Annotated in this window: 17 protein-coding genes; 12 read left to right on the forward strand and 5 right to left on the reverse strand. The window is 43.3% G+C overall.

All coding sequences use genetic code 11. The features are described from left to right. Positions 1–57: 57 nt before the first annotated feature. Entirely contained in the window at positions 58–3,168 is a 3,111-nt protein-coding gene (locus MHI51_RS11450) for a glycoside hydrolase family 2 TIM barrel-domain containing protein (RefSeq protein WP_076277438.1), read from the reverse strand. A 120-nt stretch (positions 3,169–3,288) separates the two neighbouring features. Here MHI51_RS11450 and MHI51_RS11455 point away from each other — a divergent pair, with 120 nt between their 5' ends. After that, positions 3,289–4,113 (forward strand): AraC family transcriptional regulator, encoded by an 825-nt coding sequence (locus MHI51_RS11455; RefSeq protein WP_076277437.1) that lies wholly within the window; start codon positions 3,289–3,291, stop codon positions 4,111–4,113. A 167-nt stretch (positions 4,114–4,280) separates the two neighbouring features. Continuing rightward, positions 4,281–5,186: a hypothetical protein gene (locus tag MHI51_RS11460; RefSeq protein ID WP_076130585.1), complete on the forward strand. Its 906-nt coding sequence runs from the start codon at positions 4,281–4,283 to the stop codon at positions 5,184–5,186. Positions 5,187–5,233: 47 nt separating this feature from the next. Here MHI51_RS11460 and MHI51_RS11465 read toward each other — a convergent pair whose 3' ends face one another. Next, complete coding sequence (locus MHI51_RS11465; RefSeq protein ID WP_076220183.1) at positions 5,234–6,103, reverse strand: AraC family transcriptional regulator; 870 nt, start codon at positions 6,101–6,103, stop codon at positions 5,234–5,236. 136 nt (positions 6,104–6,239) lie between these two features. Here MHI51_RS11465 and MHI51_RS11470 point away from each other — a divergent pair, with 136 nt between their 5' ends. Further along, complete coding sequence (locus MHI51_RS11470) at positions 6,240–8,906, forward strand: family 78 glycoside hydrolase catalytic domain (RefSeq protein WP_076277436.1); 2,667 nt, start codon at positions 6,240–6,242, stop codon at positions 8,904–8,906. A gap of 170 nt (positions 8,907–9,076) precedes the next feature. Then, positions 9,077–11,458, forward strand: a complete 2,382-nt coding sequence (locus MHI51_RS11475; protein ID WP_076277435.1) for an alpha-L-arabinofuranosidase C-terminal domain-containing protein — start codon at positions 9,077–9,079, stop codon at positions 11,456–11,458. Positions 11,459–11,530: 72 nt separating this feature from the next. Here the strand turns inward: MHI51_RS11475 and MHI51_RS11480 are convergent, their stop codons facing one another. Beyond that, positions 11,531–13,036 (reverse strand): alpha-N-arabinofuranosidase, encoded by a 1,506-nt coding sequence (locus MHI51_RS11480; protein WP_076187265.1) that lies wholly within the window; start codon positions 13,034–13,036, stop codon positions 11,531–11,533. A gap of 150 nt (positions 13,037–13,186) precedes the next feature. Here MHI51_RS11480 and MHI51_RS11485 point away from each other — a divergent pair, with 150 nt between their 5' ends. From MHI51_RS11485 to MHI51_RS11510, 6 genes are all read left to right on the forward strand, one after another. Further along, positions 13,187–14,089, forward strand: a complete 903-nt coding sequence (locus MHI51_RS11485) for a transcriptional regulator (RefSeq protein ID WP_076219818.1) — start codon at positions 13,187–13,189, stop codon at positions 14,087–14,089. 170 nt (positions 14,090–14,259) lie between these two features. After that, positions 14,260–15,267 carry a LacI family DNA-binding transcriptional regulator gene (locus MHI51_RS11490; RefSeq protein ID WP_036689737.1) on the forward strand — a complete coding sequence of 336 codons (1,008 nt, stop codon included), beginning with the start codon at positions 14,260–14,262 and terminating at the stop codon, positions 15,265–15,267. A gap of 178 nt (positions 15,268–15,445) precedes the next feature. Next, the gene (locus tag MHI51_RS11495; RefSeq protein ID WP_036689816.1) at positions 15,446–16,387 is read left to right on the forward strand and encodes a sugar ABC transporter permease; all 942 of its coding nucleotides are present in this window, start codon (positions 15,446–15,448) and stop codon (positions 16,385–16,387) included. A gap of 14 nt (positions 16,388–16,401) precedes the next feature. Continuing rightward, the gene (locus MHI51_RS11500; protein WP_036689738.1) at positions 16,402–17,289 is read left to right on the forward strand and encodes a carbohydrate ABC transporter permease; all 888 of its coding nucleotides are present in this window, start codon (positions 16,402–16,404) and stop codon (positions 17,287–17,289) included. A gap of 55 nt (positions 17,290–17,344) precedes the next feature. Then, positions 17,345–18,982, forward strand: a complete 1,638-nt coding sequence (locus MHI51_RS11505) for a sugar ABC transporter substrate-binding protein (RefSeq protein WP_038569996.1) — start codon at positions 17,345–17,347, stop codon at positions 18,980–18,982. A gap of 63 nt (positions 18,983–19,045) precedes the next feature. Next, positions 19,046–20,389 carry a glycoside hydrolase family 30 beta sandwich domain-containing protein gene (locus MHI51_RS11510; RefSeq protein ID WP_076277433.1) on the forward strand — a complete coding sequence of 448 codons (1,344 nt, stop codon included), beginning with the start codon at positions 19,046–19,048 and terminating at the stop codon, positions 20,387–20,389. 199 nt (positions 20,390–20,588) lie between these two features. Here the strand turns inward: MHI51_RS11510 and thiD are convergent, their stop codons facing one another. Together thiD and MHI51_RS11520 are read right to left on the reverse strand one after the other, a co-directional pair. Further along, complete coding sequence (gene thiD, locus MHI51_RS11515; RefSeq protein WP_038570000.1) at positions 20,589–21,401, reverse strand: bifunctional hydroxymethylpyrimidine kinase/phosphomethylpyrimidine kinase; 813 nt, start codon at positions 21,399–21,401, stop codon at positions 20,589–20,591. A 131-nt stretch (positions 21,402–21,532) separates the two neighbouring features. After that, complete coding sequence (locus MHI51_RS11520) at positions 21,533–22,414, reverse strand: DUF4850 domain-containing protein (protein WP_076219817.1); 882 nt, start codon at positions 22,412–22,414, stop codon at positions 21,533–21,535. A 181-nt stretch (positions 22,415–22,595) separates the two neighbouring features. Between MHI51_RS11520 and MHI51_RS11525 the strand changes: the two genes are divergently transcribed. After that, the gene (locus tag MHI51_RS11525) at positions 22,596–23,690 is read left to right on the forward strand and encodes a glycosyltransferase family 2 protein (protein ID WP_076277432.1); all 1,095 of its coding nucleotides are present in this window, start codon (positions 22,596–22,598) and stop codon (positions 23,688–23,690) included. A gap of 998 nt (positions 23,691–24,688) precedes the next feature. Then, positions 24,689–24,817, forward strand: coding sequence for a hypothetical protein (locus MHI51_RS11530; RefSeq protein WP_256715861.1), 129 nt, complete (start codon positions 24,689–24,691; stop codon positions 24,815–24,817). The last annotated feature ends 31 nt before the right edge of the window (positions 24,818–24,848 follow it).

The following is a 24,848-nucleotide window of genomic DNA, read 5'->3' on the forward strand; positions in this document are numbered from 1 at the left end:
GGCCGTCCTGTGTGGTAGAAACCAACCAGAGACGGCCTTTTTTATAAGTGGAAGAGATTAGAGCAGTGAGACAGTGAAACGGAAGATGTACGGGCGATTAGCCGGCAGAGTGAACTCTTCGTGAGTTGGTGCGCCCCAGCTGTCGTCCCCGCCAACACCCATTTGCTTGTAGTTAACTCTTAGTACGCTTTTGTTCGAAACTGGCAATTTATAGACGTGGTCATGGGCTTCCAGTTCTTCAGGCTTCCAAGGCAGGGCATTAACTTCGATAGGCGTTGCACTTTCAAAATAGAACCCTGATCCATCGTTGCCCTCTGTAATTGAAGCGAATCTGACATCTGTCTTGTTGCCGCACTCTTGAGGTTTGAGATAAGGTGTGAATTGATCACTGACCTTACCAGTGTAACGTCCAAGTGGGGCACCGCTTTGTCTATCCCAATAGTTCTCATGAGGTCCGCGGCCGTACCATGACAGGGTATCAAGACTTCCATCTAGAACGAACATCATTCCGAACTCAGGGATTTCTGGCAGAACGCTGCTGCCCGGACTCAATTCTTGCGTGATCTCTAAAGTCCCGTCAGCACGAATCACATACTGGACCCGAAGCGTGGAATCCGGACTTGTAGCCAGAAGGTAGCTGGCAGAGACGAAACAGAGAGAGCCTTCGGTTCTAAATGTAAAGCTGATTAAGTGTTGTTTATGCGATGCCTGCTTCCATACTGCACACCGCTGTGGCAATTTATTACCACAATCATTATCAGTGACTGCTCTCCAGAAGTTAGCTCTTACAGGTTCAAGCAGACGTTCTTTGCCTGAGGAACGATAAGAGTTCAGAGCACCCGTAGTGGTACTAAAGCTCAGTTCGAAATTATCACCTTGTACATTCAAAACATTCTCAAGCTCGCTGACACGCAGTGGTTCTGCGATTGTCTTTGAGGTATTGGTTACAAAACGGGGTGACAGAATGAACTGTTCCCAAGCGATTTCGTGATTGGCTTCTGCCCATATAGTTGCTGAAGGCTGAATAAAGGAAAGATTCAGAACTGCTTCATGATTGCCACGCAGTGAATCCAGCTCGTAAGGAACTTTGCATGAAATGTTCTCACCTGGTGCACATGAGATCTTCAGCAAGCCTTCTTGCGCAGTTACTCCGTCTAAACGAACCTCCCATTTGAGATCATATTCCTTTAAGTTGGTAAATAAGAAGGAATTGCGAATCTGGAAGAGTCCTTCTAGGATATTTTCAGCCGTTACTTTAATATTCTGATAACATTTTTTGACCTCAAAGAGCTTAGGAGTAACCGTACGATCAGCAAAAAGCAATCCGTTGCCACTAAAGTTGCCGTCATGAGGCGATTCACCAAAGTCCCCGCCATAAGCGAGATATTCAATTCCTTCGGAGGTGTGGGTCCGAATGGCTTGATCTACCCAATCCCAAATGAATGCACCTTGAACAATATCATATTTGTCGAACAAGTCACAGTATAAGTGCAGCCCACCGCATGAATTGCCCATGGCATGACTGTATTCGCAGAGGATATAAGGTTTCTTCGGATTATTAAGCGCATATTTTTCAACATCCTGCGGTTTAATGTACATAGTAGATTCTATGTCACTTGCTGCTTCCGATTCTCTACAGTGAAAGATTCCCTCATAATGAACCGGCCGCGAAGGATCGATTTCTCTCAGGTAGTCGTGCATAGCGATAAAATTGTCGCCTCCGAAAGATTCATTGCCGAGAGACCAAATGATGACTGAAGGGTGGTTTTTATCCCTTTGCATCATGGAGTTACAGCGGTCAATGACATTGGCCCGCCATTCCGGTTTGCTTCCAGGGACATTCCCGTCATTCAACCCTTCTTGGCTGTATGCCCAGGTGCCGTGAGTTTCCAGATTAGTTTCGTCAATCACATATAATCCGTATTCATCACATAACTCGTACCAGACAGACTGATTCGGGTAATGGGAGGTTCGAACAGCATTAATATTATGTGTTTTCATTAATTGGATGTCGCGCAGCATATCTTCTTTGGCTAAAGCACGACCTGTGTCGCAAGAGAATTCGTGGCGATTGACACCTTTGAGTACGATTCTTTTGCCATTGATCTTCATAAGTCCGTCATTAATCTCGAACTTGCGGAATCCAACCTTACAGCTGACCGTTTCTTGTGTATGCCCGTTGCCGTCATTTATAGACAGAACTAAGGTATAAAGATAAGGGGTTTCAGCACTCCATTTAAAAGGCTGCTCAACCGGGGCAGAAAGCTTGAGTTGTTGAACGCCTTCTTGCTCAAAGGAACCCGTAGCGGAGATAGGAGTCTCCCAAACAGGCTGGCCCTCTTTATTGTAAAGCTGCATTTGCAGTGTATATGGGCTTTGCTCGTTAAAGTAATTTTCCACCTTGATATCTACATTTAAATCCGCATGTACGAAGTTTTCATCCAGATCTGTGTGGACGAAATAATCAGCAATATGAACGGAAGGAGCCGAATAAAGATAGACTTCCCGAAAAATACCGCTCAGGCGCCAGAAATCCTGATCCTCTAGCCAGCTGGCATCACACCAACGATAAACCTCGACAGCTAGTTTGTTGTCCCCTGCCACTAAATATGGGGTGATATCGAATTCTGATGGAGTAAATGTATCTTCACAGTACCCGACAAGTTCACCGTTTACCCAGACGTAGAAAGCGGATTCAACACCCTGAAAGCTTAGGTACACCGGTTGACCGTTCCAAGACTCAGGTACAGTAAAGGTTCGTAGATAAGAGCCTACTGGATTATATTTTGTTGGGGCAAAGGGGGCTTTAAGCTCTGGCTCGGATTCCGCCCAAGGATACCGGAGATTTGTATATTGTGGGTAGTCGTAACCTTGGAACTGCCAGTGGGACGGTACAGGAATTGTATCCCAAGTACTGCAATCAAAATCGGTTTTATAGAAATCCACAATTCGTTGATCCGGTGTTTCGGAAAAAGCGAATTTCCAAAGCCCATTGAGGGTTTGGTAGAAAGGTGAGGTTTCTTTATCGTTAGTTAGCGCTTGGGATAAGCTACGGTAAGGGATCATGGAGGCATGTGCATCCAATCGATTCAATTCAAAAGTCTCTGGGTTGTTATTCCATTCCGGATAACCGTTAGCAGGTGGCTGGTAGACAAACTTTGCTCGCATGAGTTGATCTCCTTTATAATCATTGTAATGTTATTATATTCATATTATAAGTTGAAGTAATGTTAGGATAAATAAAAGAATTTTAGTCCCAGATAACAAAATATGAAACGAGGACTTTTTATGGAGAGCAAAATTATTTTTTGCCAAACAGAAGATGTAATCATGCTGCCGCTTTATGCTACAACCCTTGGATTTTGGGAGCATCAGCCAGAAACTATACGTCCTGCAGGTTTTCCAGACTATCAAATACATCAGATTCACGAAGGTAGGGGAGAGCTTATCATTCATGAGAACCGATATCTCGTGGGTCCAGGAGATGTGTTCTTTTTGTTCCCGGACATTCCTCATTCGTATGCCCCTATCAGTGGGAAGGAATGGAAGGTATCATGGGTCTCGTTCAATGGCAGAGAGGTTGGTCAAATGCTGCTCTATGCGGGCATCCGCGAGTCTGGTCCTGCTAGATTAAAAGAAGATCAATGGCTCAATCCTCTAAAGCAAATCCTTATGCTGCCAGATAGCAATGAGCTGGAGACTAATTTGGCACGATCTAAACATCTTTATGCATTGCTTCTGGATTTAAAAAGAAAGCTAGTATCGCCTCTGAATGAGGCACATGAATTGGAGCGAATTAAGCCGGTGCTGCGTTATATTGAGAGCAATCTGCATAGGACGCTTCCTTTAAAGGAGCTGGCGGAGATTATTTCTGTATCGCCACAGTATTTATGCAGACTTTTTCAAAAAACAATTCATGATCGACCTGTAACCTATATCAATAAGCAACGTATCAATTTGAGTAAACAGCTTATGTTTAATGGACGCGATAAAAAAATGTATGAAATTGCCCAGCTAGTGGGTTTTGATAATGCTAGTTACTTTTGTTTGGTGTTTAAAAGATTGACAGGGATGAGTCCTGAGCAATTTAAGCAGCTGCATGGTTTGGATTAGATAAACGCTTACTTGTTACCGTCTAGCACAACATGATATAGTTTACTTGAGTTCCTGCGATGTTTTTTTTGCGGCTTAGCCCATACTTTTACTGCCACAAGAATTCAATACATAGAACCAAATTAACGATCTGAAATGACGAAAAGCATCAGGAAGGAGACATCATTTTGAATGAGAAGCTAAAGCAAGCCTATGAGCGTTTGAACTTGCCTGAAGACGTTACCCGGGAGGAATTGAACAAAAGGTTAGATATGCATTTGAAACGCCGTCGATCGAATTCGACTGAAGATGAGGTTGCAGCTTATGAAGAGGAATTCCGCGCTTACAAAACCATCCTAGATGGCTTGGATCAGAAGGAGATTCAGGAAGCAGAGGACAAGCGGCTGGAGAAGTGGGGAGCCATGTCCGGCGTAGCACGTAAATCGGAGAATTTCTTTCGACTCTACAAAACGCACACTATTATTTCTATTATCGTGCTGCTGGTAGTTATCTTTGGGGGGAAAGCGCTCTATGATCAATGGCAGGAAAGAAAATATGAAGCTACGCTCCCACCGGTAGATGTTCGAATCATGTTCCTAGGCAACTATGAATCTCAGGACTCGTCAGGTAAGAATGAAGAGCTAAAACAAGAAATTATCAAACGTTACCCGGCTTGGAAGAGAGTGGAGGCAGAAATCGTTTATCTACCCTCAACAGGTGGGACGGACGGTGGAGCCTTGGATATGAGCTATATGCAGCGGGCTATGGCGATGCTGGCAGCCGATCATCCGGATATCCTGATTATGGATGATGCTACTTTTGAATGGATTGGCCAGCAGTCGGGACTGCAAAATCTGGAGTCGTTTATTAAATCCGCAGGACTTCCTCTTGATGATAACCGTCTGAAACGTATGACTAACCCGGAGAGTGGTCAAGAGCTGATTACTGGCATAGATATCACAGATACGGATTTTGCTACAGAACTCCCTATCCATTCAAACCAGATGATCGTCGGAACGTTAGGACAAGATGACAGTAAGACTAAATCAACTGATTTTGTTGAGTTTTTACTTAAACAGATCACTAATCAATAAATTAATAGGGCCGATGTTGTATGGATGTTCATACGACATCGGCTTTTTTATGATCTGTAGAGCTTACGGTACGCGATGGGTGTCTGGCCGACTATTTTTTTGAATATAGCGTTAAAGGAGTCGATGTCACGGTAACCAACTAGCTCGGCAATCATATTAATTTTATGTCCAGAAGTACGCAGCAATTCACAGCTTTTATGCATTCGCAGATTCTTCAAGTAGGTCCCAAAGGACTGGCCAGTATGCTTGTGGAACATGCGCTGAAGATGCCTGCTGCTCCACTGTGAAATACGGGCTAATTCGGCAAGTGTAATCTTTTCCGACAGATTATGCTCTAGGTATTGAATGACTTGCGTGAAGTCTGCCATATCCATCGTAGATTTGTCATCTTCTCCGTATTTTTGCCTGTACACTGCTATGATTAATTGACTTAAGAGGGTGTAAAGCATTGTTTTGGAGCCCATACCGGATACCGACATTTCATGATATAAATTCAGCATTAAGCGCTCAATAGAGCCATCTCGATCTGAGACGGAAAAGTAAGATGAGCTGCTACTCCCAAGAGTGGCTAGGTGCTCCCGGATAGATGGCTCTTGAAGGACGATATTTAATTGCTCCACCATTTGCATATCAAAAAGGCAGTTATAGACGATCAGGCGATTCCCTAAAGTATCAGAAGATGCTGGACGGAACACATGGGGGGCACCTACAGGAATCACGAACAGCATTCCTTTTCTAACGGGAAAGATCTCATTTTCAAGGTGATGAAAACCTCTTCCTTCAGCTACATAGCAATACTCAATAAATTCATGAGCATGAAAAGGGGCATGGAAGTTCTCTGAATAGCGGTTAACGAGCAGATGCAGATCGTTTTGAAAAAAGATTTCATTTTTGAACAACTCGGTGGTTCGTTGCATATTGAATTGCCCCTTCCAGATTCATGGCATGATTGCAGGGATATGATGTCCTTTTTACCGGGTGATGAAAGTGGTAACCCAGCTATAATTATAGGGCAAAGACTAATTTGTCGCTATAGAAGGAGGTTTTATCTATATGTTCGCAATCACTAAGCTTCGTTGTGAGTACAAAGAAAATCCGCTGGGAATTGATGTGATCAGACCCAGAATCAGTTGGCAGTTAGTTTCAGATGACAGGGACTGCATGCAGTCTGCTTATCAAATTCAAGTGGCGGAGAATATGCTTTTTCAAGGCAAGCTATGGGATACAGAGGCAGTAAAGTCTTCTCAATCGATCCATGTTGAGCTTGAAGGTCTGCTGCTGGAAGCTCGCACGCGTTATTATTATCGGGTTCGGGCATGGAATCAGAATGCAATAGACTCGGGTTGGTCTGAGGTTGCTTTTTTTGAAACCGGACTATTAGATGCAGGGAATTGGCAGGCGGAGTGGATCAGCGCTCCTACAGCCTCTTTTTCACAAGATTCTGAGATTTGCCCACAGCTTCGTACATTCGTGGATGTAAAAGGTCCAGTGGAAAGTGCAAGGATTTATGCTACTGCTTTGGGCTTGTATGAACTGCAGCTGAACGGAAGTCGGGTGGGAGATCATTATTTTACTCCAGGCTGGACCAGTTACAGTAAGCGGCTGCAATATCAAACTTATGATGTCACAAAGCTTCTGCATGAAGGTGCGAATGCGTTAGGCGCACTGTTGGGCAATGGCTGGTACAGAGGGTATTTGGGCTGGGATAATCGAAAGGAGATTTATGGATCAAAGACTTCACTTCTGCTGGAGCTTCATATCCGGTACGCAGACGGTTCAAATGAGCTTATTAGCTCAGATCAGAATTGGCAGGCTGCAAAAAGCGCAATTATGATGTCTGAAATTTATAAGGGTGAAACCTATGATGCTCGGCTGGAGTTGGATATCACTGATCCTTCATCAGAAGGTTGGCATCCAGTGGACATTATTAATTATTCCAAAGCGATCATCGTTGCCCAGGAAAATGTGCCAGTGACACAAGTTGAAACCTTGAAGCCGATTGCACTGCTGACTACCCCGCAGGGAGATAGAGTGCTGGACATGGGCCAGAACATGGTAGGGTGGTTAAAATTTAATGTAAAAGGTCAATCTGGTCAGATGGTAGAACTTCAGCATGCTGAAATATTAGACCGGGACGGAAATTTCTACACGGAGAATATGCGTAAAGCGAAACAGTGCATCCGCTATACTCTGAAAGGCGGGGAGCAAGAGACGTATGAACCACACTTCACTTTCCAAGGTTTTCGGTATGTGAAGCTTAGTGGGTTCTCAGCAGATCTTCAACTAGAGGATTTCACAGGAATTGTGGTGCACTCCAATATGGAACGTACGGGTGATTTTCAGTGCTCAGATCCACTTGTGAATCAACTGCATCACAATATCCTGTGGGGGCAAAAAGGGAATTTCCTCGATGTGCCCACTGATTGTCCACAGCGTGATGAGCGGCTCGGCTGGACGGGGGATGCTCAGATGTTTGTCCGAACAGCCTCCTATTTGATGAATACGGCACCTTTCTTTACGAAATGGTTACGGGATTTGAAGGCAGACCAAACCCCTGAGGGCGGCATTCCGTTTTTTATTCCAGAGCTGAGAGCAGCGCCTCCTGGCGACGGAGATACTAACCATTCTTCTGCAGCCTGGGGGGATGCAGCTACGATCTGTCCATGGACAATCTATGAAATGTACGGCGACAAAAGGCTGCTTGCAGAGCAATACGAGAGCATGAAGCAATGGATTTCATATATCTATGCACAGGGAAGTAACCCTTATCTGTGGAATACTGGCTTTCATTTCGGCGATTGGCTAGCGCTTGATTCCAAGCCAGACAGCTATGTGGGAGCTACAGATCGGGATTATGTCGCCACCGCTTTTTATGCCTATTCCGTTTCTCTTACTTTAAAAGCGGCAATAGCCTTAGAAAAATCGGAGGACGTGGACTATTATAGTGAGTTGCACGCCAATATTATAAAAGCATTCAGTGATGAGTTCATAACACCTGCGGGAAGGTTGTCCGTCTCTACCCAGACTGCACAGATATTAGCCCTACGTTTCGATCTTATAGAAGGGGGCGCCAAAGAACGTGCAATTCAGAAGCTCACTGAGCTGATTGCTGAAGCTAAGGATCATCTGACTACTGGATTCGTGGGCACACCATATCTGAATCCTGTGCTCAGCGAGATTGGAAATAATGAACTCGCGTATAAGCTTCTTTTTCAAAAGGATTATCCATCCTGGCTGTATCAGGTGACGAAAGGTGCGACTACGATTTGGGAACATTGGGATGGGATTAAGGATGACGGCAGCTTCTGGAGTGCAGATATGAATTCCTTCAATCATTATGCCTATGGCGCAATAGGTGAATGGTTGTATCGTTACGTTGCAGGAATCGGAACAGATGAGTTGGAGCCTGGTTTCAAAATCGTTCATATCAAGCCACAGCCAGGCCCCGGTCTGGATTACGCAGAAGCTAGTCTTGAAACCATGTACGGAAAAGTGGAGTCAGCGTGGCGGCGATCAGAGGATAATGGAATGATGATTCACGTTACGATTCCTGCCAATACCAACGGTATTGTCGTTCTGCCTGGAGCCAATCAACTAGGGTTATTAGAAAATGAAGTTCCTGTGGAGCAGTCCAGAGGCGTGCACAGCATCAGCTTGGTCGATAACGGAGTGAGACTTCAATTAGGTTCGGGCAGCTATCAATTTACGTATTCTTTATAACCTTTACTAGGGCTTCCTAGTGTGAACTGACATCGAGGGATATTCGGTGTCAGTTTTTCGTTTTTGAATTGACGAATATAGAGAGGAGTTATTATAATGATTTATATTGATATGAACTAAGTAACATAAATATAAATCAAATTGGAATTCACAAGGAGGAAGACAAAAGAATGAAGACAGAAGGAAAATTGAAGATACATACGCAGAAGCGGGGGGCGGAGTTAGGCGATCTATTCGGTATTTTCTTCGAGGATTTGAATCATGCGGCCGATGGTGGGCTTTACGCTGAGCTAGTTCAGAACCGATCTTTTGAATTCGACCCGATTGACCGGGCAGATTATCATGCGCTGATGGCTTGGGAGCCTGTAGAACGTGGAGATGGAAAGGTAAATATCTCTGTAGAAGACAGCAAGCCCTTAAATGATCGTAACCAACATTATGTTGCCATCGATATTGTGGCTGAAGGTGACGGCGTTGGCCTGATGAATCTAGGCTTTAACAGTGGTATTCCGGTAAAAGAAGGCGAGAATTATAACTTCTCGGTGTATGCCCGCCGGGAGACAAGCTTTGATGTGCCGCTTACCGTAAACATCGAAAGCACAGATGGCATCATTCTTGGTGAAGTGGAAATACCCGTAAGCAGCTCCGAATGGACCCGATATGAAGCCGTTATTACAGCTAATAGCACGGACACAAGCAGTCGTCTTGTAATCGTTACCAAAGGTAACGGGAAGGTATATCTGGATATGGTTTCCCTGTTTCCTGAGAAGACCTTTAAGAATAGACCCGGAGGCATGCGTGAAGATATTTCGCTGCTGCTCGCTGATTTAAAACCTAAATTTATGCGGTTCCCAGGAGGATGTCTGGTGCATGACGGTTCCTTGGATCCAGATGACAGAGACTCCATGTACAGATGGAAGAATACGATTGGGAATGTTGCACAAAGACCGGCAAGACGCAATAACTGGTCATATAATCAGACGCTTGGGTTAGGTTATTATGAATATTTTCAGTTCTGTGAGGATATTGGAGCTAAGCCGATCCCCGTTCTTCCGGGCGGCTACGACCCGCATCATAAACGGATGGTACCGCTGGATGAATTAACGCCTTGGATTGAGGATGCTTTGGATTTAATTGAATTCGCCAAGGGGGATTCTTCCACGAAGTGGGGAGGCATTCGTGCAGAACTGGGTCACCCTGAGCCTTTTGGGCTGGAGTATGTCGGCATTGGGAATGAAGAGGTAGGTGCACCCTTTTTCGAGAGATATCCTTACTTTCATCAAGCTATCAAAGCAAAATATCCGGAAATCAAGGTCATTAATTCTAGCGGTCCGTTCTCTGCCGGCCAGGAATATGAACGGGGCTGGACGTCGGCAAAAGAGAATAAGTCTGACCTCGTAGACGAGCATTATTACTGTACACCTGAATGGTTCCTGGCTAATCATCATCGTTATGATGACTTCAAAGCCGATGAGCCAAAGGTATTCCTCGGTGAATATGCTTCATGGGGCAATACCTATTACAATGCATTGGTGGAAGCAGCATTTATGACAGGTCTGCAAAATAATGCGCATGCCGTTGGCTTAGCTTGTTATGCTCCAATGCTCTGCAATGTGGATTATATTAACTGGAAGCCGGATATGATCTGGTTCAATAATCATGAAGTGTACGGAACGGCAAACTATTATGTGCAAAAGCTATTTATGAACCATCAGGGAGATCATTTGCTGAAGATGGAAGCAGATGGCTTCACGGCACCGAAGGAAAGCAGAAAGGAAGCGATCACTGGAGCCGTCAGTTTCGGTGTGGATGCCTCTGCTGCTCGTTTCTCCGAGATCACCTTAGTCAACAATCTTACGGGAGAAGTGAAGACGTATTCTGACTTATCAGAGGAAGTTTCAAATCTGCCTGACCCTGCTCAGAACAAAACGGCTAATCGGACACTAGAGCTTGGTGAGACAGAGTGGGAAAACTATACTTTGCATTTTAAGGCTACACGAACTGCAGGAAATAAAGGGTTTATCTTTTATTTTGGTAAAGCGGATGATCAGAATCATTTGTACTGGGAGCTAGGTGGCTGGCAGAATCAGGATTCGATTGTGGCCTCAATTATCAACGGAAGAAATTCTGTTCTGACGCATGCTATGTTTACGGTTGAAACAGATGTAGAATACGATCTTAAGCTAGAAGTAGTGGGCAGACAGATCCGTACCTTTATTAACGGAGAACTGGTGAATGAGACAGAAGATAAACTTCCGGTCATCGAACCGCTGTATTACACGGCAAGTGTGGAAGATTTAACGGGGGATATTATCCTCAAGACAGTAAACGTACAAGAGAACAGTGTTTCTGCTGAGGTTCTACTGGAATCTTTGGCAAAAGAAGCACTGACCATCGAAGTCTATGAAATGTCGGGACACCCGCTTGAGGACGAAAATAACTTCGAGAATAAGCAGCAGGTCTCTCCGAAACAAACCAGCTTTAAGACAGAAGGAAGCAGCTTTAGTTATGAGTTTCCGAAGCAATCCGTGACAATTTTCAGAATAAAATAACGAAGAAGCCCCCATGAATCTATGGCTTATTAAAGATTCATGGGGGCATTTCTATGACTATTACAAGTTAACTTAGCCGTTCACCCGCAGACGAATCACATTCCAGGAAGCTTTTGCGAGAAGGGCCTTTACATGTCCACTCTCAACAACGGCTTTGCCTTGGCTAGGCATCACGTTATGTGGATTGGATTTGGTGTTTACAGCTTTAATATCTTCATGTTCCAGTACAATATGCTCAATGATGTTTACGGAACTGAAGCTACGCAGATCCACGTCGAGCTCTAGTCCTTCGGATAAATGGCGGTTTACAGCGAAGACGGTTACTTCATTCAGCTCCTCGTTGTATACACTAATGGCTTCCAAGTAAGGCACATCAGTGAAATCTTTGGAATCGTATTTAGGGCTGGAAATCAGCGGGTGAAGTACGGTTCCACGACCATAAAGGGAAGCATGCAGGTACGGATAATAAGTAGTCTGCAGCCAAAGCGGTCCGCCATTTTCAGTCATAATTGGGGCGATTACATTGATCAGCTGCGCTAAGCAGGCCATTTTCACACGATCAGCATGCTTCAATAATGAAATAAGACAGCAGCCCACAACAAGTGCATCTTCAAGTGTGTACACATCTTCGAATTCTGGCGGTGCGATCTGCCAATGTTGTTCGGCACGGCTGCTGCCTTGTGATTTCCATACATTCCATTCATCGAGCGACAGATTAATTTTCTTTTTGCTCTTTTTCTTCGCTTGAACATAATCACAGGTGGCAGCCACACTGCTGATGAAATGATCCAAATCCATGGAGCGGGCTAGGAAATTAGGCGTATCGTCATTGTTGTTATTGTAGTACGTATGCAGTGATAAATAATCTACATTATCATAAGAAAGATCAAGCACGGTAGCTTCCCACTCGGCAAAAGTGTCCATGCCGCTGCCGGAGCTGCCACAAGCCACAAGCTCAAGCGTTGGATCGACCCAGCGCATAGCTTTTGCAGTTTCGTTCGCTAACCGGCCATATTCGACCGCGGTTTTAGCTCCAATCTGCCACGGACCATCCATTTCATTTCCGAGGCACCAGGTCTTAAAAGCGTGAGGCTCTTTATACCCATGAGAGATCCGCAGGTCACTGTAGTAGGAGCCGGAAGGATGATTGCAGTACTCTACTAGATTTCTAGCTGCATCGATACCGCGTGTTCCAAGGTTAACTGCCATCATAACTTCGCTGCCTACGAGCTTAGCCCAATCTGCAAATTCGTTGGTACCCACTTGATTGGTTTCTGTGGTCCACCAAGCTAGTTCAAGAGATTGCTTGCGTTCATGCTTGGGTCCAACCCCATCTTCCCAATTGTAACCGGATACAAAGTTTCCTCCAGGATAACGGATGATAGGAACGTTTAGGGCACGAATAGCTTCGATGGCATCGTTCCGAAAACCATTCTGATCCGCAGTAGGGTGACCCGGGTCATAAATGCCACCGTAAACTGCTCTTCCTAAATGTTCGATAAATGAGCCGTAGATCCGCGGGTCTACTTCAGCTAGTCTGAAATCTTTGTCAATAATCATTGTCGATTTAATCGGCATGAGTGTACAGCTCCCTCTAGTTGAATTAATGTTTTCACTAATTAAGTAATTGTTTTATGATTACATGATACTGATTTTAGCTTATAATAAGCAATGAATTAATTTAGGATTCGTTAAAATACTAATTCAATAAGCATAGGAGACGTTGAAATGTACTTAACCACAGATTCTGAATCCTTGCAGGTGTATGAAGCGCTGGCAAGTGAAGTTAGGCTGCGAATTATTGAAATTCTGGACCGCAGAGAGATGCACATCAAAGAGCTGGCAGCGGAGCTCTATCTTAGTAGTGCAATTGTCAGTACTCATGTAGCAAAGCTGCAAAAAGCAGGCCTGATCAGTTCTAAAATGAGACGAGTAAATGGAGGGACCTATAAATATTGTTCTTTGTCTGCGAATTATCTGCAGATTAAATTATCGGGCTCCCGCGGAGTTGCCAGAAAGGTGGTTGAAGTGTCTATCCCTGTAGGGCAATATACCGATATCCAGGCTTTACCTACCTGCGGGATTGCTACTACTGAGAAGCTGATCGGCTATTATGATGATCCACGTTATTTTCTGGACCCGGAACGGGTGAATGCCGGCATTGTATGGTTTGCGAAAGGTTCTATCGAGTACAAGATTCCAAATTATCTATTTCAAGATCAAGTGGTGCAGGAGATTGAGATTTCGCTGGAAATAGGTTCCGAAGCTCCACATGTAAATGAGAAGTGGCCGTCGGATATTGGCTTTATGATGAATGGACAGGATTTAGGAAAATGGACCAGTCCGGGCGACTTTGGCCTCACTAGAGGACGATTAAATCCCATTTGGTGGCGTTCGGATGTTAACCAATATGGTTTGCTGAAGGTTCTGCGGATTAATGCAGGTGGAACCTTTGTGGATGGGCAGCAAATCTCAGATATTACCTTGGAGGATGTACGAGTAGAGCAGGATCAGTGGACCTTTCGTTTAACGGCAGAGAATAGCGGACGGAGAAGAGGCGGACTAACCATATATGGCCGTGGATTTGGGAATTACGAGCAAGACATTATGTTTAGAGTGTATTATGAATGATTTCGAGTTTGCAGAAGAGGTGTTTTATAAGATTCTGTAGAAAATTTAAGCTTGTGTACCAATTATTACCTCTGATAAAATAAAAATAAAAATATATTGTAATGAAAACGTTTTTATGTTAATTTAAATCTATAAAAACGTTTTTATTCGTAAAGGAAGATTGAATCATTATGGAAAAGGTAACGATCAAAGATGTTGCCAGAGAGGCTGGAGTCTCCATTTCTACGGTTTCCAACGCGCTAAATGACGTAGATGTATTGAACCCGGAGACGAAATCACATGTTCTTAAGGTTGCGAAGCGATTAAATTATGTTCCTAACCTGAACGGTAAGCTCCTTAGGAATGGGAAAACCAAAATGCTGGGTTTTTTCACAACAAGTGTGTCGGGTCCATACTTCTATAAGCTTGTTGAGTCCATGTCGCGTGAATGTGACCGGCTAGGTTACGGGCTGAATGTATTTGTTACCAAGGATAAACAAGTGATTATGAGCAATATTCTAGGCCGGCGAGTGGATGGTGTCATTATTTACGAGGAGCTGAGAATAGACGAAGAAGAAATTGCCGCAATGGTGAAAGACAAGATCAAGGCTGTATTTTTGGATCGGCCGCTTAAGAACGACACGATGGGAAGCGTGATATTTGATTCTTTTGAAGCGGGGTTTGAAGCGACCAAATATTTAATCAGTCTAGGGCATAAAAAGATTGCTTACATATCTGGTGTGGATGAGATGTACGACAGTGTTCAGCGGAGAGAAGGATACTTAGCTGCTTTGCGTCAGTATCAGCTACCCACGCATGAAGAGTATATTATACAAGGATATTTTGAAGAAGAAAGCACCTACAACGCTATAAAATCTTTTCTTCACTATAGTCCTGATAAAATACCTGATGCCTTCTTAGCAGGGAACGACTTGAGTGCGATTGGATGTATTCAAGCTTTGAAATCGCATGGATACGAAGTTCCGCTAGATGTTAGTGTTATGGGGTTTGATGATATTGATATTGCGCAATATTTCTCACCGCCTTTAACTACTGTAAGAAATCAAATTGCTAGACAGGGTATTTTGGCTATTAATCACCTCGTTCGTATGATTCAGAAGAAGGAACAGGGCGAGATGATGAAATTGGCGGGTGAATTAGTTGTAAGAGGTTCTAGTCAAGTAAAGATTGGTCGGTAAGAACACATATATGTAATGGGTTCAAGATTTCACCCGATCATTTTTTATAATTTTGTTGTTTTGGGAGGGTTTTTTTTTCAAAAAATAAAAACGTTTTTATTGTTTGGGGATCATGATTTGGAGGGGAGAAGAAAAAGTGGATAAATTAGCCGTAGTGCCAACAAACGGAAAGAATCCAATGAGCGGGAAAAAGCCTATGGGGCAGAGGGTCAAAGAATTTGTAATTGATTACAAGAGACAATGGGAAATTCAATCCATGGTCATCCCGGGAATTATTTTTATGATTATCTTTTGTTTTATTCCGATTTACGGATTGACGATTGCTTTTAAAAGTTACACCGTAATTGATACGCTCGATTCTGCACCTTGGGTAGGGCTCGATAATTTCAGAATTATTTTATCTGATAAATATTTTTGGGACGCTGTAGTCAATACATTAGGGATCAGCTTTCTGAAATTAGCCATAGGGTTTGTTATTCCTATTATTTTATCCGTTATGATTTACGAATTAAGTGGTGGACGCTTTAAAAAGATAGTGCAAACCATCTCTTATTTACCACACTTTTTGTCCTGGATCGTTCTCGGCGGGATGCTGATTGCCTGGTTTTCCTCATCCGGTATGTTTAATGAGATTATGCTCAGTTTGGGACTGATTTCGAAACCGGTAAATATTTTGCTTGATGCGAATAAATACTGGTGGATTGCAACGTTATCCGATATTTGGAAAGAGGCTGGTTGGGGAACGATTCTCTACTTAGCCATTATGTCGAAAATTGATCCTACTTATTATGAGGCTGCCAAAATAGATGGCGCAAGCCGTATGAGACAAATTTGGAATATCACGCTTCCTAACATGAAACCGATTATCAGTTTAAATCTGATTCTCACTGTAAGCGGTTTATTAGGATCAAATCTGGACCAAACCCTGGTATTGATGAATTCTCAGAACCGCGTTAAGGCGGAGGTCATTAATTCTTATGTGTATCGTATGGGTATGACGCAAGGTGACTTCTCTTATGCTACTGCTGTTGGTTTAGGTGTCTCCATCGTTTCAGTCATCCTACTGATTAGCGCCAACAAAGTATCCAGTAAATTAAATGATAATCAATCAGTTCTGTAGAAGGAGGCATTTCTGTGAATCGTACGGTGGCTAAAGAAGATCTCGATAGTCGAATCTTTAATACCTTAAATATTATCCTGCTCTGTATTTGTACAATCATTATTGTCGTTCCTTTATGGAATGTAGTCATATCCTCTTTAAGTTCGGGCAAGGCGCTTGCGGAAGGCGGATTCATATTTTGGTCTCCAGAGTTCTCTTTGGAAAATTATCGTGCTGTATTTCAAGATGAGACCATTGGTTTAGCATTCGTAGTATCGCTTGCCAAAACATTCATTGGTGTCATTACCCACGTATTCTTTTGTGCCATGATCGGGTATGGCTTGAGTAAGAAATACATACGTGGACGTAAGCTGTATGTTGCCATGGGTGTAATCACTATGTTTTTCTCTGGTGGAATGATCCCTACGTATTTATTGATTAAATCATTAGGCCTCTTAAACAGCTTCTGGGTTTATATTATCCCGGCCTTGTTCAGTTATTATGATGTAGTTATTCTAATGAACTTCTTCAGAAATGTACCGGATTCACTTGAAGAGTCAGCCAAAATTGATGGTGCAGGTGACTGGCGCATTTTCCTGAAAATCTTTATCCCTCTTTCCATGCCGGCTATGGCCACCATTGCGTTATTTAACGGGGTTGGGCAGTGGAACGACTTTATGACTACCAAGTTATATATTACCGATCAATCGCTCTACCCGCTGCAGATGAAGCTCTATGAAATCATTGTTCAGTCGCAAACACAATCCATGCAAAATGTTGGTGGATCTGCGATTATCGAAACTACGACTAAAGGGGTTCAACTAGCAACAATTGTCATTACAACTTTGCCGATTGTTGTGATGTATCCAATATTACAGAGGTACTTTATCTCAGGCATGATGATGGGGGCGGTGAAGGAATAGTAAGTAAATCTCCAAGTAGTGAATGCTTACAAAACATTTTAGGGGGAAACAAAAGATGAACAAAGCATTTGGGAAAAAAGGACTCAAACTTTGTACGGCACTTATGGCTGTTGTATTAGTATTTACAGGTTGTGGATCGAAAGGTAATTCTGACAGCTCCAGTAAAGAGTTAAGCTCCATTGAAGGCCGTTATACTATAGATCCGGAAACACCGGCATGGAAGCTGGATACAAAAAAAGAGACAACAGATCTGACTTGGTACGTGAATGCAGACTGGTGGAATACTGATTTCGGAAAAGACCTTGTCACCAAGAAAATTAAAGAGGATTTAAACATCAACATTAAATTCATTACAGGCGATGACACTAAGCTGAATACGATTTTTGCCGGCGGTGAAATGCCAGACCTGTTGACTATTTTTGATTCCAACTCTCCAGTCGTACAAAAAGCTGCTACCTGGGCATTGCCTTTAAATGATCTGGCAGATAAATATGATCCGTATTTCAATAAAGTTGCAGAAAAAGATACGATGAACTGGTTCCAGTTAGCTGATGGCAAGACCTATGGATACCCTAACTATTCCAATACGCAAAACGATTATGATAGCGGTAACATCCCTGCTAAAACAGCCTTTGTCATCCGTAAGGATGTTTACGAAGCCATTGGAAAACCAAGCTTTGGAACTCCTGAGGAATTCAAGAGCGTTATGCAACAAATCAAAAAACAATTCCCGGACATGATTCCTTTTGGTTTTAACTCCATTGGTTCAGGCACTGGTTCTTTGGGAGATGTATTGGAGGATTTCATCGGAGTGCCGATGGAAACTGAAAATGGCGAGTTCTACAACCGTAACCTAGATGAGGATTACTTGACTTGGTTGAAAACGTTAAATGAAGTCTACAGAAATGGTGATATCAGTGATGACAGCTTTGCTGATGACGGTACTGCCTTTGAAGAAAAAGTGAAATCCGGTAAATATGCAACAATACTTTTGGATGGAACCCCTCAACAAAGTGGTAACCTGCAAATCTTCATGACAGAAAATCCAGGCAAGGAATATATCGCTATTGATGGCCCACAAAGTACTGTTGGACATGAACCAACGTTGAATCAATCCGGAATTACAGGTTGGATGATTAGCTATGTTACTAAAAAGGCTAAGGATCCTGCAAAAGCGATTCAAATTTACACTTATTTGCTCAGCGACGAAGGACAAAAGCTCATGAACTACGGTATTGAAGGAGAGACCTATAAAGTTAACGACAGCGGTAAAATTGAATTCTTGCCTGAAATCAAAGACCTGCAATTAAATAATGCCGATAAATTCAAAAAAGATTACCGGATGGGCGAATTTATGTTCTTTGGACATGACCGTGATAAAGCGCTGAGTAATGACGCATTCGCAGATTCCATTAAACAAATGCAAGAGTGGGGCAAAGGAAAGCTAAAACCACACTTTATTCTTGAAAATATTAACCCGGCTCAAGGAACGCCTGAAGCTCGCAGTCTTACTGCAATTGATACTACTTGGAACACTACGCTTGTAAGTATGATCCGCGCTAAAGACGATGCTACATTCGACAGCACCTTAGCTGCTTACAAAACATTTTTGAATGATAACAACTGGGATAAGATTGTAGAAGTTCGTTCTGAAAAAATGAAAAACAACAAAGAAAAATTAGGTCTTAAATAAGTTAGATAATAGAATGTGGCCCCTTCACTGGGGCCTCTTCATAGAAAGATGGAGGGAAACAACATGCCAGAGCTTAAAATTTATCAATCCACCGGGGAGAATACATTGTTTGTAGAGCAAAGTCTGCAACAATTAACTCCAATTGCTGACGCAGAGGCGACCACTACTGTAACTATTGACGAGAATCAAACCTTTCAGGAAATGGATGGCTTTGGAGCATCCTTTACGGATTCATCCGCTTATTTGATTAATCAAGTCCTGGACAACGAACAGAAAAAGGAAGTCATGAGCAAGCTTTTTGACGCACAAGATGGAATTGGTTTGTCCGTATTAAGAAATCCAATGGGGGCATCGGATTATGCTAGAGATATTTATAGCTATGACGATAGACCTGCACTGGAAACGGATACGGAATTAACCCACTTCTCTATCGCACATGATGAAGCAGACATTATCCCTTTGTTGCAACAAGCTCTGGAAATTAACCCTGAGATCAAACTGATGGCTTCTCCATGGAGTGCACCAGGTTGGATGAAGACTAGCGGATCGATGATTGCTGGAGAACTTAAACAAGAATATTATCAGGCTTATGCCGATTATTTTGTTCGATATATTCAAGCTTTTGAAGGGCACGGATTGCCAACTTATGCTGTAACACCACAGAACGAGCCTTTATTTGAACCCAAACACTACCCTAGTATGTTAATGTTGCCTGAGGCGCAAAAAGATTTCATTAAAAACTACCTGAAGCCTAGCTTTGTTAAGCATAACATCGCTACAAAAATTCTCTGCTACGACCACAACTGGGATCGTCCAGATTATCCGTTAACCGTGCTCGATTATGCAAAAGATGAAGTAGATGGTGTAGCTTGGCACTGGTATGGTGGCAATGCGTCAGCGCAATCAGAGGTTCTGAAAGCTTTTGCTGATAAAGAAGTGCATTTTACAGAAGGTTCTGGTGGAGAATGGATTCCTCCGTTTGAACAAGCCTTCTCCAATGTAATGAGAACAGGGATTGATATTCTTAGAAATCATAGTAAATCCTTTGTGTTATGGAATATGGCCTTAGATGAAAAGAACGGCCCAACCGTACCGGGTTTTGGCAAAAGTACTTGTCGTGGTGTTGTGACAGTCAACCAAGAGACCAAGGAGCTTACGTATACGCTCGACTATTATGCACTGGCCCATTTCAGTAAATTTATTCGTCCGAAGGCTGTGCGTATTGACGCCTCCACCAATCAAGAAGTGATTCGTTCCGTAGCTTTTAAGAATACAGATAACTCTATTGCAGTTGTTCTGTTCAACGATAGTGAAAAGGCTGAGAATGTGGCTTTGAACTTGCCGGGAGCGGATGAATTATCTTTCCGTTTGGCATCAAAAAGTGCTTTATCCATTCTGATAAAATAATTAGAGGACGTAGCTCAGAAGCACTCGAATCTTGATTCGGGTGCTTTTTTTATGAAAATAATCGTATAAAAAATCAATGTTCGGTAAGCATAGTTTTGAATTTACGGATTTTCAATAATAGTAAATAAAAATGGCAGTCCAAAGCTGAAGTTCAGCGTCTGGACTGCCATTTATTTTTTGTGTAATTGGATTGCGAGTTCTAACGTTCTAAACGGTAACCACCGTGAAATACAGGACCCACATATTCATTAAACGCAAATCCATTACGAATGGCTGCGGAGACAAAATCTTTAGCTTTTGCAACAGCTTCATGAACCGTTAAGCCATTAGCTAGACCGCCTGTAATTGCTGCGGCAAAAGTACATCCAGCTCCATGATTGTGAGCGGGTTCGATTTTGGCTGTTTGGAATACAGTGTACTCAGAACCGTCGAAGAAGATATCAATCGCTTGATCGCCGCCGAGTGCTTTGCCGCCTTTAACCACGACATTACGTGCACCGAGCTTATGAATCAGACGGGCAGCTTCTTTCATTTCCTCAAGGGTAGTAAGTTTGCCAAGACCTGAAAGAACACCTGCTTCAAACAAGTTTGGGGTGACCACAGTTGCTAGTGGTAGCAATAAGTCACGAATAGCCTCAGCGCTGTCAGGGTTCAAGACTTCATCTTCACCCTTGCACACCATAACTGGATCAATAACTACATTAGTCTGAAGATTTTCTTTGATCGCTTGCTCTGCAACGCGCACAATTTCAACACTTCCAAGCATACCTGTCTTCATGGCATTAACCGGGCCACCAGCGAAAATAGTTTTTAACTGCTCAGCAACAATGGAGGCATCAATTGGATAAACATTATGGTGCCAGCCGTTGTCCGGGTCCATAGTAACGATAGTGGTCAAGGCACTAAAGCCGTAGGTACCATACTCTTCAAATGTTTTTAGATCCGCTTGGATGCCTGCGCCACCACTGGAGTCGCTGCCTGCAATAGTTAGAGTTTTAATAATTTGAGTCATGGTTACGTCCCCTTTATATATGTCTGAATTTATAAACAACGCATTGCATTGATTATAACAAAAAATAGCACCTACGTCTTTCTAAAAGCAAGAGCAAGGTTGAAAATACCTTCCTCTAAAAATTCCCACCCTTAGTCCAGCTTCTCTGCGTTTGGGTCAGCAATGAAGAGCGGTCCATGATTATCTGTAAAGAACTTCATGAGGGTCTCCACTACTTCCTGCTGTGGGGATGTTTGAGCTTGATGTATTCCGATACTGCGGAATAAATAACCCCATTCTCCCTTATCGTAATAGGCAGCACCCTCATCCTGATAACCATTCGCGTCTGCTTGAAGCGTATATCTGACCGTTCTTGCTTCAGCTCCGGCAGTACCTAAAATATGCTGTTCGCTAAACTTAAGTGGATTATTAATGGTAAATCCCAGCGCGTCAGCCCATTCGGCTTTTTCCGGGAAATAGGCTCCGATTGCAGTGATGGCACAGCCTGTGCAAGTCCAAGCCGTATCTGAATAGTTCATGTTTTGTTCCGGATGGTTCGGATCCTGAAAGGTAACTCCATAAGAACCGTTAGCGCCGACAACCGCGGTAGCCTGCCATCCGGCAGGAGCGAGTAGAAGATAACCTCCACCGATATCAGGACGGTAGACCAGCGTTGCTTCTACTTGGTTTTTCATGTCTTGAGATAAAGAAAAGGTCATTTCAGGTATGGGGGGGATTTCTGTATTTACATATTCGTCACCACTATCAATATTTAGCTGCGCGAGCGTAGTGTGCAGTGGAATGATGACCTGCCCATTATCGGGATCACTGCTAGGAAATTCGAGCATTTCTTGTGTGGAGCTGGGTTTGTTATCTGCTTCATTATTAGTTTGTGCGTTGGTGGATGTGGGTGGTGTGGTAGGTGTACCCCAGTCGAGCCCTTTATATCCAATCAGCAGCACTAGTACAATTACGACGCACAATATTGAAGTTAAGATCCAGCCGTTTCTAACACCTCTTCGTTTGGATTTCATATATGTTGTACCTCCTTTGATCTTACTTATATAGACCTAAGAATGGAGTGGAAAGTTTCTTACATAACCTTTATATTTCTGAAGTTCTTCATGATCGGGCGGGATAGAGAGGGAGTCCGTTTCTTAAACCCTGCATATCAATATAGAAAGAATTTCAAACAAAGCGTGTAGGAGGGCGAGTATGGTTACGATTAGTTTATGTATGATAGTACGAAATGAAGAAAAAAGCTTGCATAGATGTTTGTCTACCATTGCAAGTCTCGTAGATGAAATTGTTATCGTGGATACAGGCTCGACGGATAAAACGAAAGAGATTGCGTTGTCCTTCGGAGCTGTAATTTATGATTTTGAATGGATTGATAATTTTAGTGCCGCACGTAATTTTGCCTTTAGCAAAGCTACTCAGGAGTACATTTTGTGGCTTGATGCGGATGATTATATAAAGGAAGAGGATCAGATTCTTTTTAAAAAACTAAAAGAAATCCTGCCAGGACATATTCACAGTGTGAACATGCAATATAATCTGGCTTTTGACGAAGCGGGAAATGTCACAGCTAGTTTACGCCGCAACAGGCTGGTTCGGCGCAGCTGCAACTTTCAATGGATCGGGCCTGTTCATGAGTATTTAGAGGTAAGTGGTCCTTCTTTTAGTAGTGATGTCTGCATCACACATGAGAAAGATAAGGAATACACAGATCGTAATTTACGGATTTATCAAAAACGTGTTGCACTGGGTGAAGTATTTTCGCCGAGAGACCAGTATTATTATGCGAATGAATTAAGGGATCATGCTATTAATGAAGAGGCTTGCAAATACTATGAGATTTTCTTAGCGGGTGGGCAGGGCTGGATTGAAGATAATTTCCAGGCTTGCCTAAAGCTTGCCGAATGCCGGGAACGGCTGGGGGATAAAGACGGTGCATTTGAAGCGTTATGTAAAACCTTGCAGTATGATAAACCACGGTCAGAGTTCTGTTGCCGACTGGGGGCACTTCTGCTGGAAAAAGGCCAGTTGCATCCAGCCGCATACTGGTATGAGCTAGCGATTCAGCTACCGCGGGATAACGATTCGATGGGGATGAAGAATGGAATCTTTTATACCTGGCTGCCGCATCTTCAACTGGCACTTTGTTATGATCGTCTCGGCCAATACGAGAAGGCGAATCATCACAATGAAACGGCGTTGAGTTTTTATCCATCCCATCCTAGTATGTTATACAATCGCACCTATTTCAAAAATCTGCTTGGCGATAAATATGTAGCGCTCCAGGTTTAATTTAGTAAAAGAGATGCCCCAGCCGTTCTGATTATGACTGCTGGGGCATTAATGCGTTTTTTGGAGCTTGCAAGATTACTGGCAGTGGGGAACCTTCCCGTGATCCCCGGCAATCTTCGCTGATTGGGTCCAGATTTCCGCGTAGGAAGTAGTTATCGGACCCAGCTGACCTTAAAAGCTGCTATATGGCACATTTGGAATTCTAACGGACCGCATAGTCGCTATTGACCAGAAACACGCTCGATTTGGAGCAATATCTCAGGAATAGTTGCACTGGAGTCCGAAACTGTGCTCAAAAGGCGATAAATGAGCAAATAGCGTCATCTGAGTCCGGAAGCATCAGAAGGGAGAGAGTGAAGCGGATAGTTACTGGCGGAGTTGTGCTGTTCCCTTGATCCCCGGCAAGCTTCGCTGATTGGGTCCAGATTTCCGCGTAGGAAGTAGTTATCGGACCCAGCTGACCTTAAAAGCTGCTATATGGCACATTTGGAATTCTAACGGACCGCATAGTCGCTATTGACCTGAAACACACTCGATTTGGAGCAATATCTCAGGAATAGTTGCACTGGAGTCCGAAACTGTGCTCAAAAGGCGATAAATGAGCAAATAGCGTCATCTGAGTCCGGAAGCATCAGAAGGGAGAGAGTGAAGCGGATAGTTACTGGCGGAGTTGTGCTGTTCCCTTGATCCCCGTCAAGCTTCGCTGATTAGCTCCAAATTTCCGCGTACGAAGTAGCTATCGGACTCAGCCGACCTTAAACGCTGCTATATGGCACATTTGGAATTCTAACGGACCGCATAGTCGCTATTGACCAGAAACACACTCGATTTGGAGCAATATCTCAGGAATAGCTGCACTGGAGTCCGAAACTGTGCTCAAAAGGCGATAAATGAGCAAATAGCGTCATCTGGGTCCGAAAGCACCTGGGGCGAATGGTTACTGGATGTAAGAGTAAGGTCAGGGGTGTAAGATTCCCGGTAGCGAAGGAGTAAAGGCATTGCGGATGATTACTGTGTGTAAGAGTAAGCTCGGCGTAAATGACTCCGGCAGTGTAGGAGTACAGGCGTGGCGTATGATTACTGGGCGCAAGAGTAAGCTCGTAGGTGGATCATTATCAGCAGCGTAGGAGTAAAGGTAGACAGTAATTAATATTCAGA

Source organism: Paenibacillus sp. FSL H8-0260 (assembly GCF_045040625.1).
Taxonomy (GTDB): domain Bacteria; phylum Bacillota; class Bacilli; order Paenibacillales; family Paenibacillaceae; genus Paenibacillus_AQ; species Paenibacillus_AQ odorifer.

Coding starts and splice junctions, on each gene's coding strand:
- MHI51_RS11450 (WP_076277438.1), bottom strand. CDS start 3,168: ATGCGAGCAAAGTTTGTCTACCAGCCACCTGCTAACGGTTATCCGGAA.
- MHI51_RS11455 (WP_076277437.1), top strand. CDS start 3,289: ATGGAGAGCAAAATTATTTTTTGCCAAACAGAAGATGTAATCATGCTG.
- MHI51_RS11465 (WP_076220183.1), bottom strand. CDS start 6,103: ATGCAACGAACCACCGAGTTGTTCAAAAATGAAATCTTTTTTCAAAAC.
- MHI51_RS11470 (WP_076277436.1), top strand. CDS start 6,240: ATGTTCGCAATCACTAAGCTTCGTTGTGAGTACAAAGAAAATCCGCTG.
- MHI51_RS11475 (WP_076277435.1), top strand. CDS start 9,077: ATGAAGACAGAAGGAAAATTGAAGATACATACGCAGAAGCGGGGGGCG.
- MHI51_RS11480 (WP_076187265.1), bottom strand. CDS start 13,036: ATGCCGATTAAATCGACAATGATTATTGACAAAGATTTCAGACTAGCT.
- MHI51_RS11485 (WP_076219818.1), top strand. CDS start 13,187: ATGTACTTAACCACAGATTCTGAATCCTTGCAGGTGTATGAAGCGCTG.
- MHI51_RS11490 (WP_036689737.1), top strand. CDS start 14,260: ATGGAAAAGGTAACGATCAAAGATGTTGCCAGAGAGGCTGGAGTCTCC.
- MHI51_RS11495 (WP_036689816.1), top strand. CDS start 15,446: ATGAGCGGGAAAAAGCCTATGGGGCAGAGGGTCAAAGAATTTGTAATT.
- MHI51_RS11505 (WP_038569996.1), top strand. CDS start 17,345: ATGAACAAAGCATTTGGGAAAAAAGGACTCAAACTTTGTACGGCACTT.
- MHI51_RS11510 (WP_076277433.1), top strand. CDS start 19,046: ATGCCAGAGCTTAAAATTTATCAATCCACCGGGGAGAATACATTGTTT.
- thiD (WP_038570000.1), bottom strand. CDS start 21,401: ATGACTCAAATTATTAAAACTCTAACTATTGCAGGCAGCGACTCCAGT.
- MHI51_RS11520 (WP_076219817.1), bottom strand. CDS start 22,414: ATGAAATCCAAACGAAGAGGTGTTAGAAACGGCTGGATCTTAACTTCA.
- MHI51_RS11525 (WP_076277432.1), top strand. CDS start 22,596: ATGGTTACGATTAGTTTATGTATGATAGTACGAAATGAAGAAAAAAGC.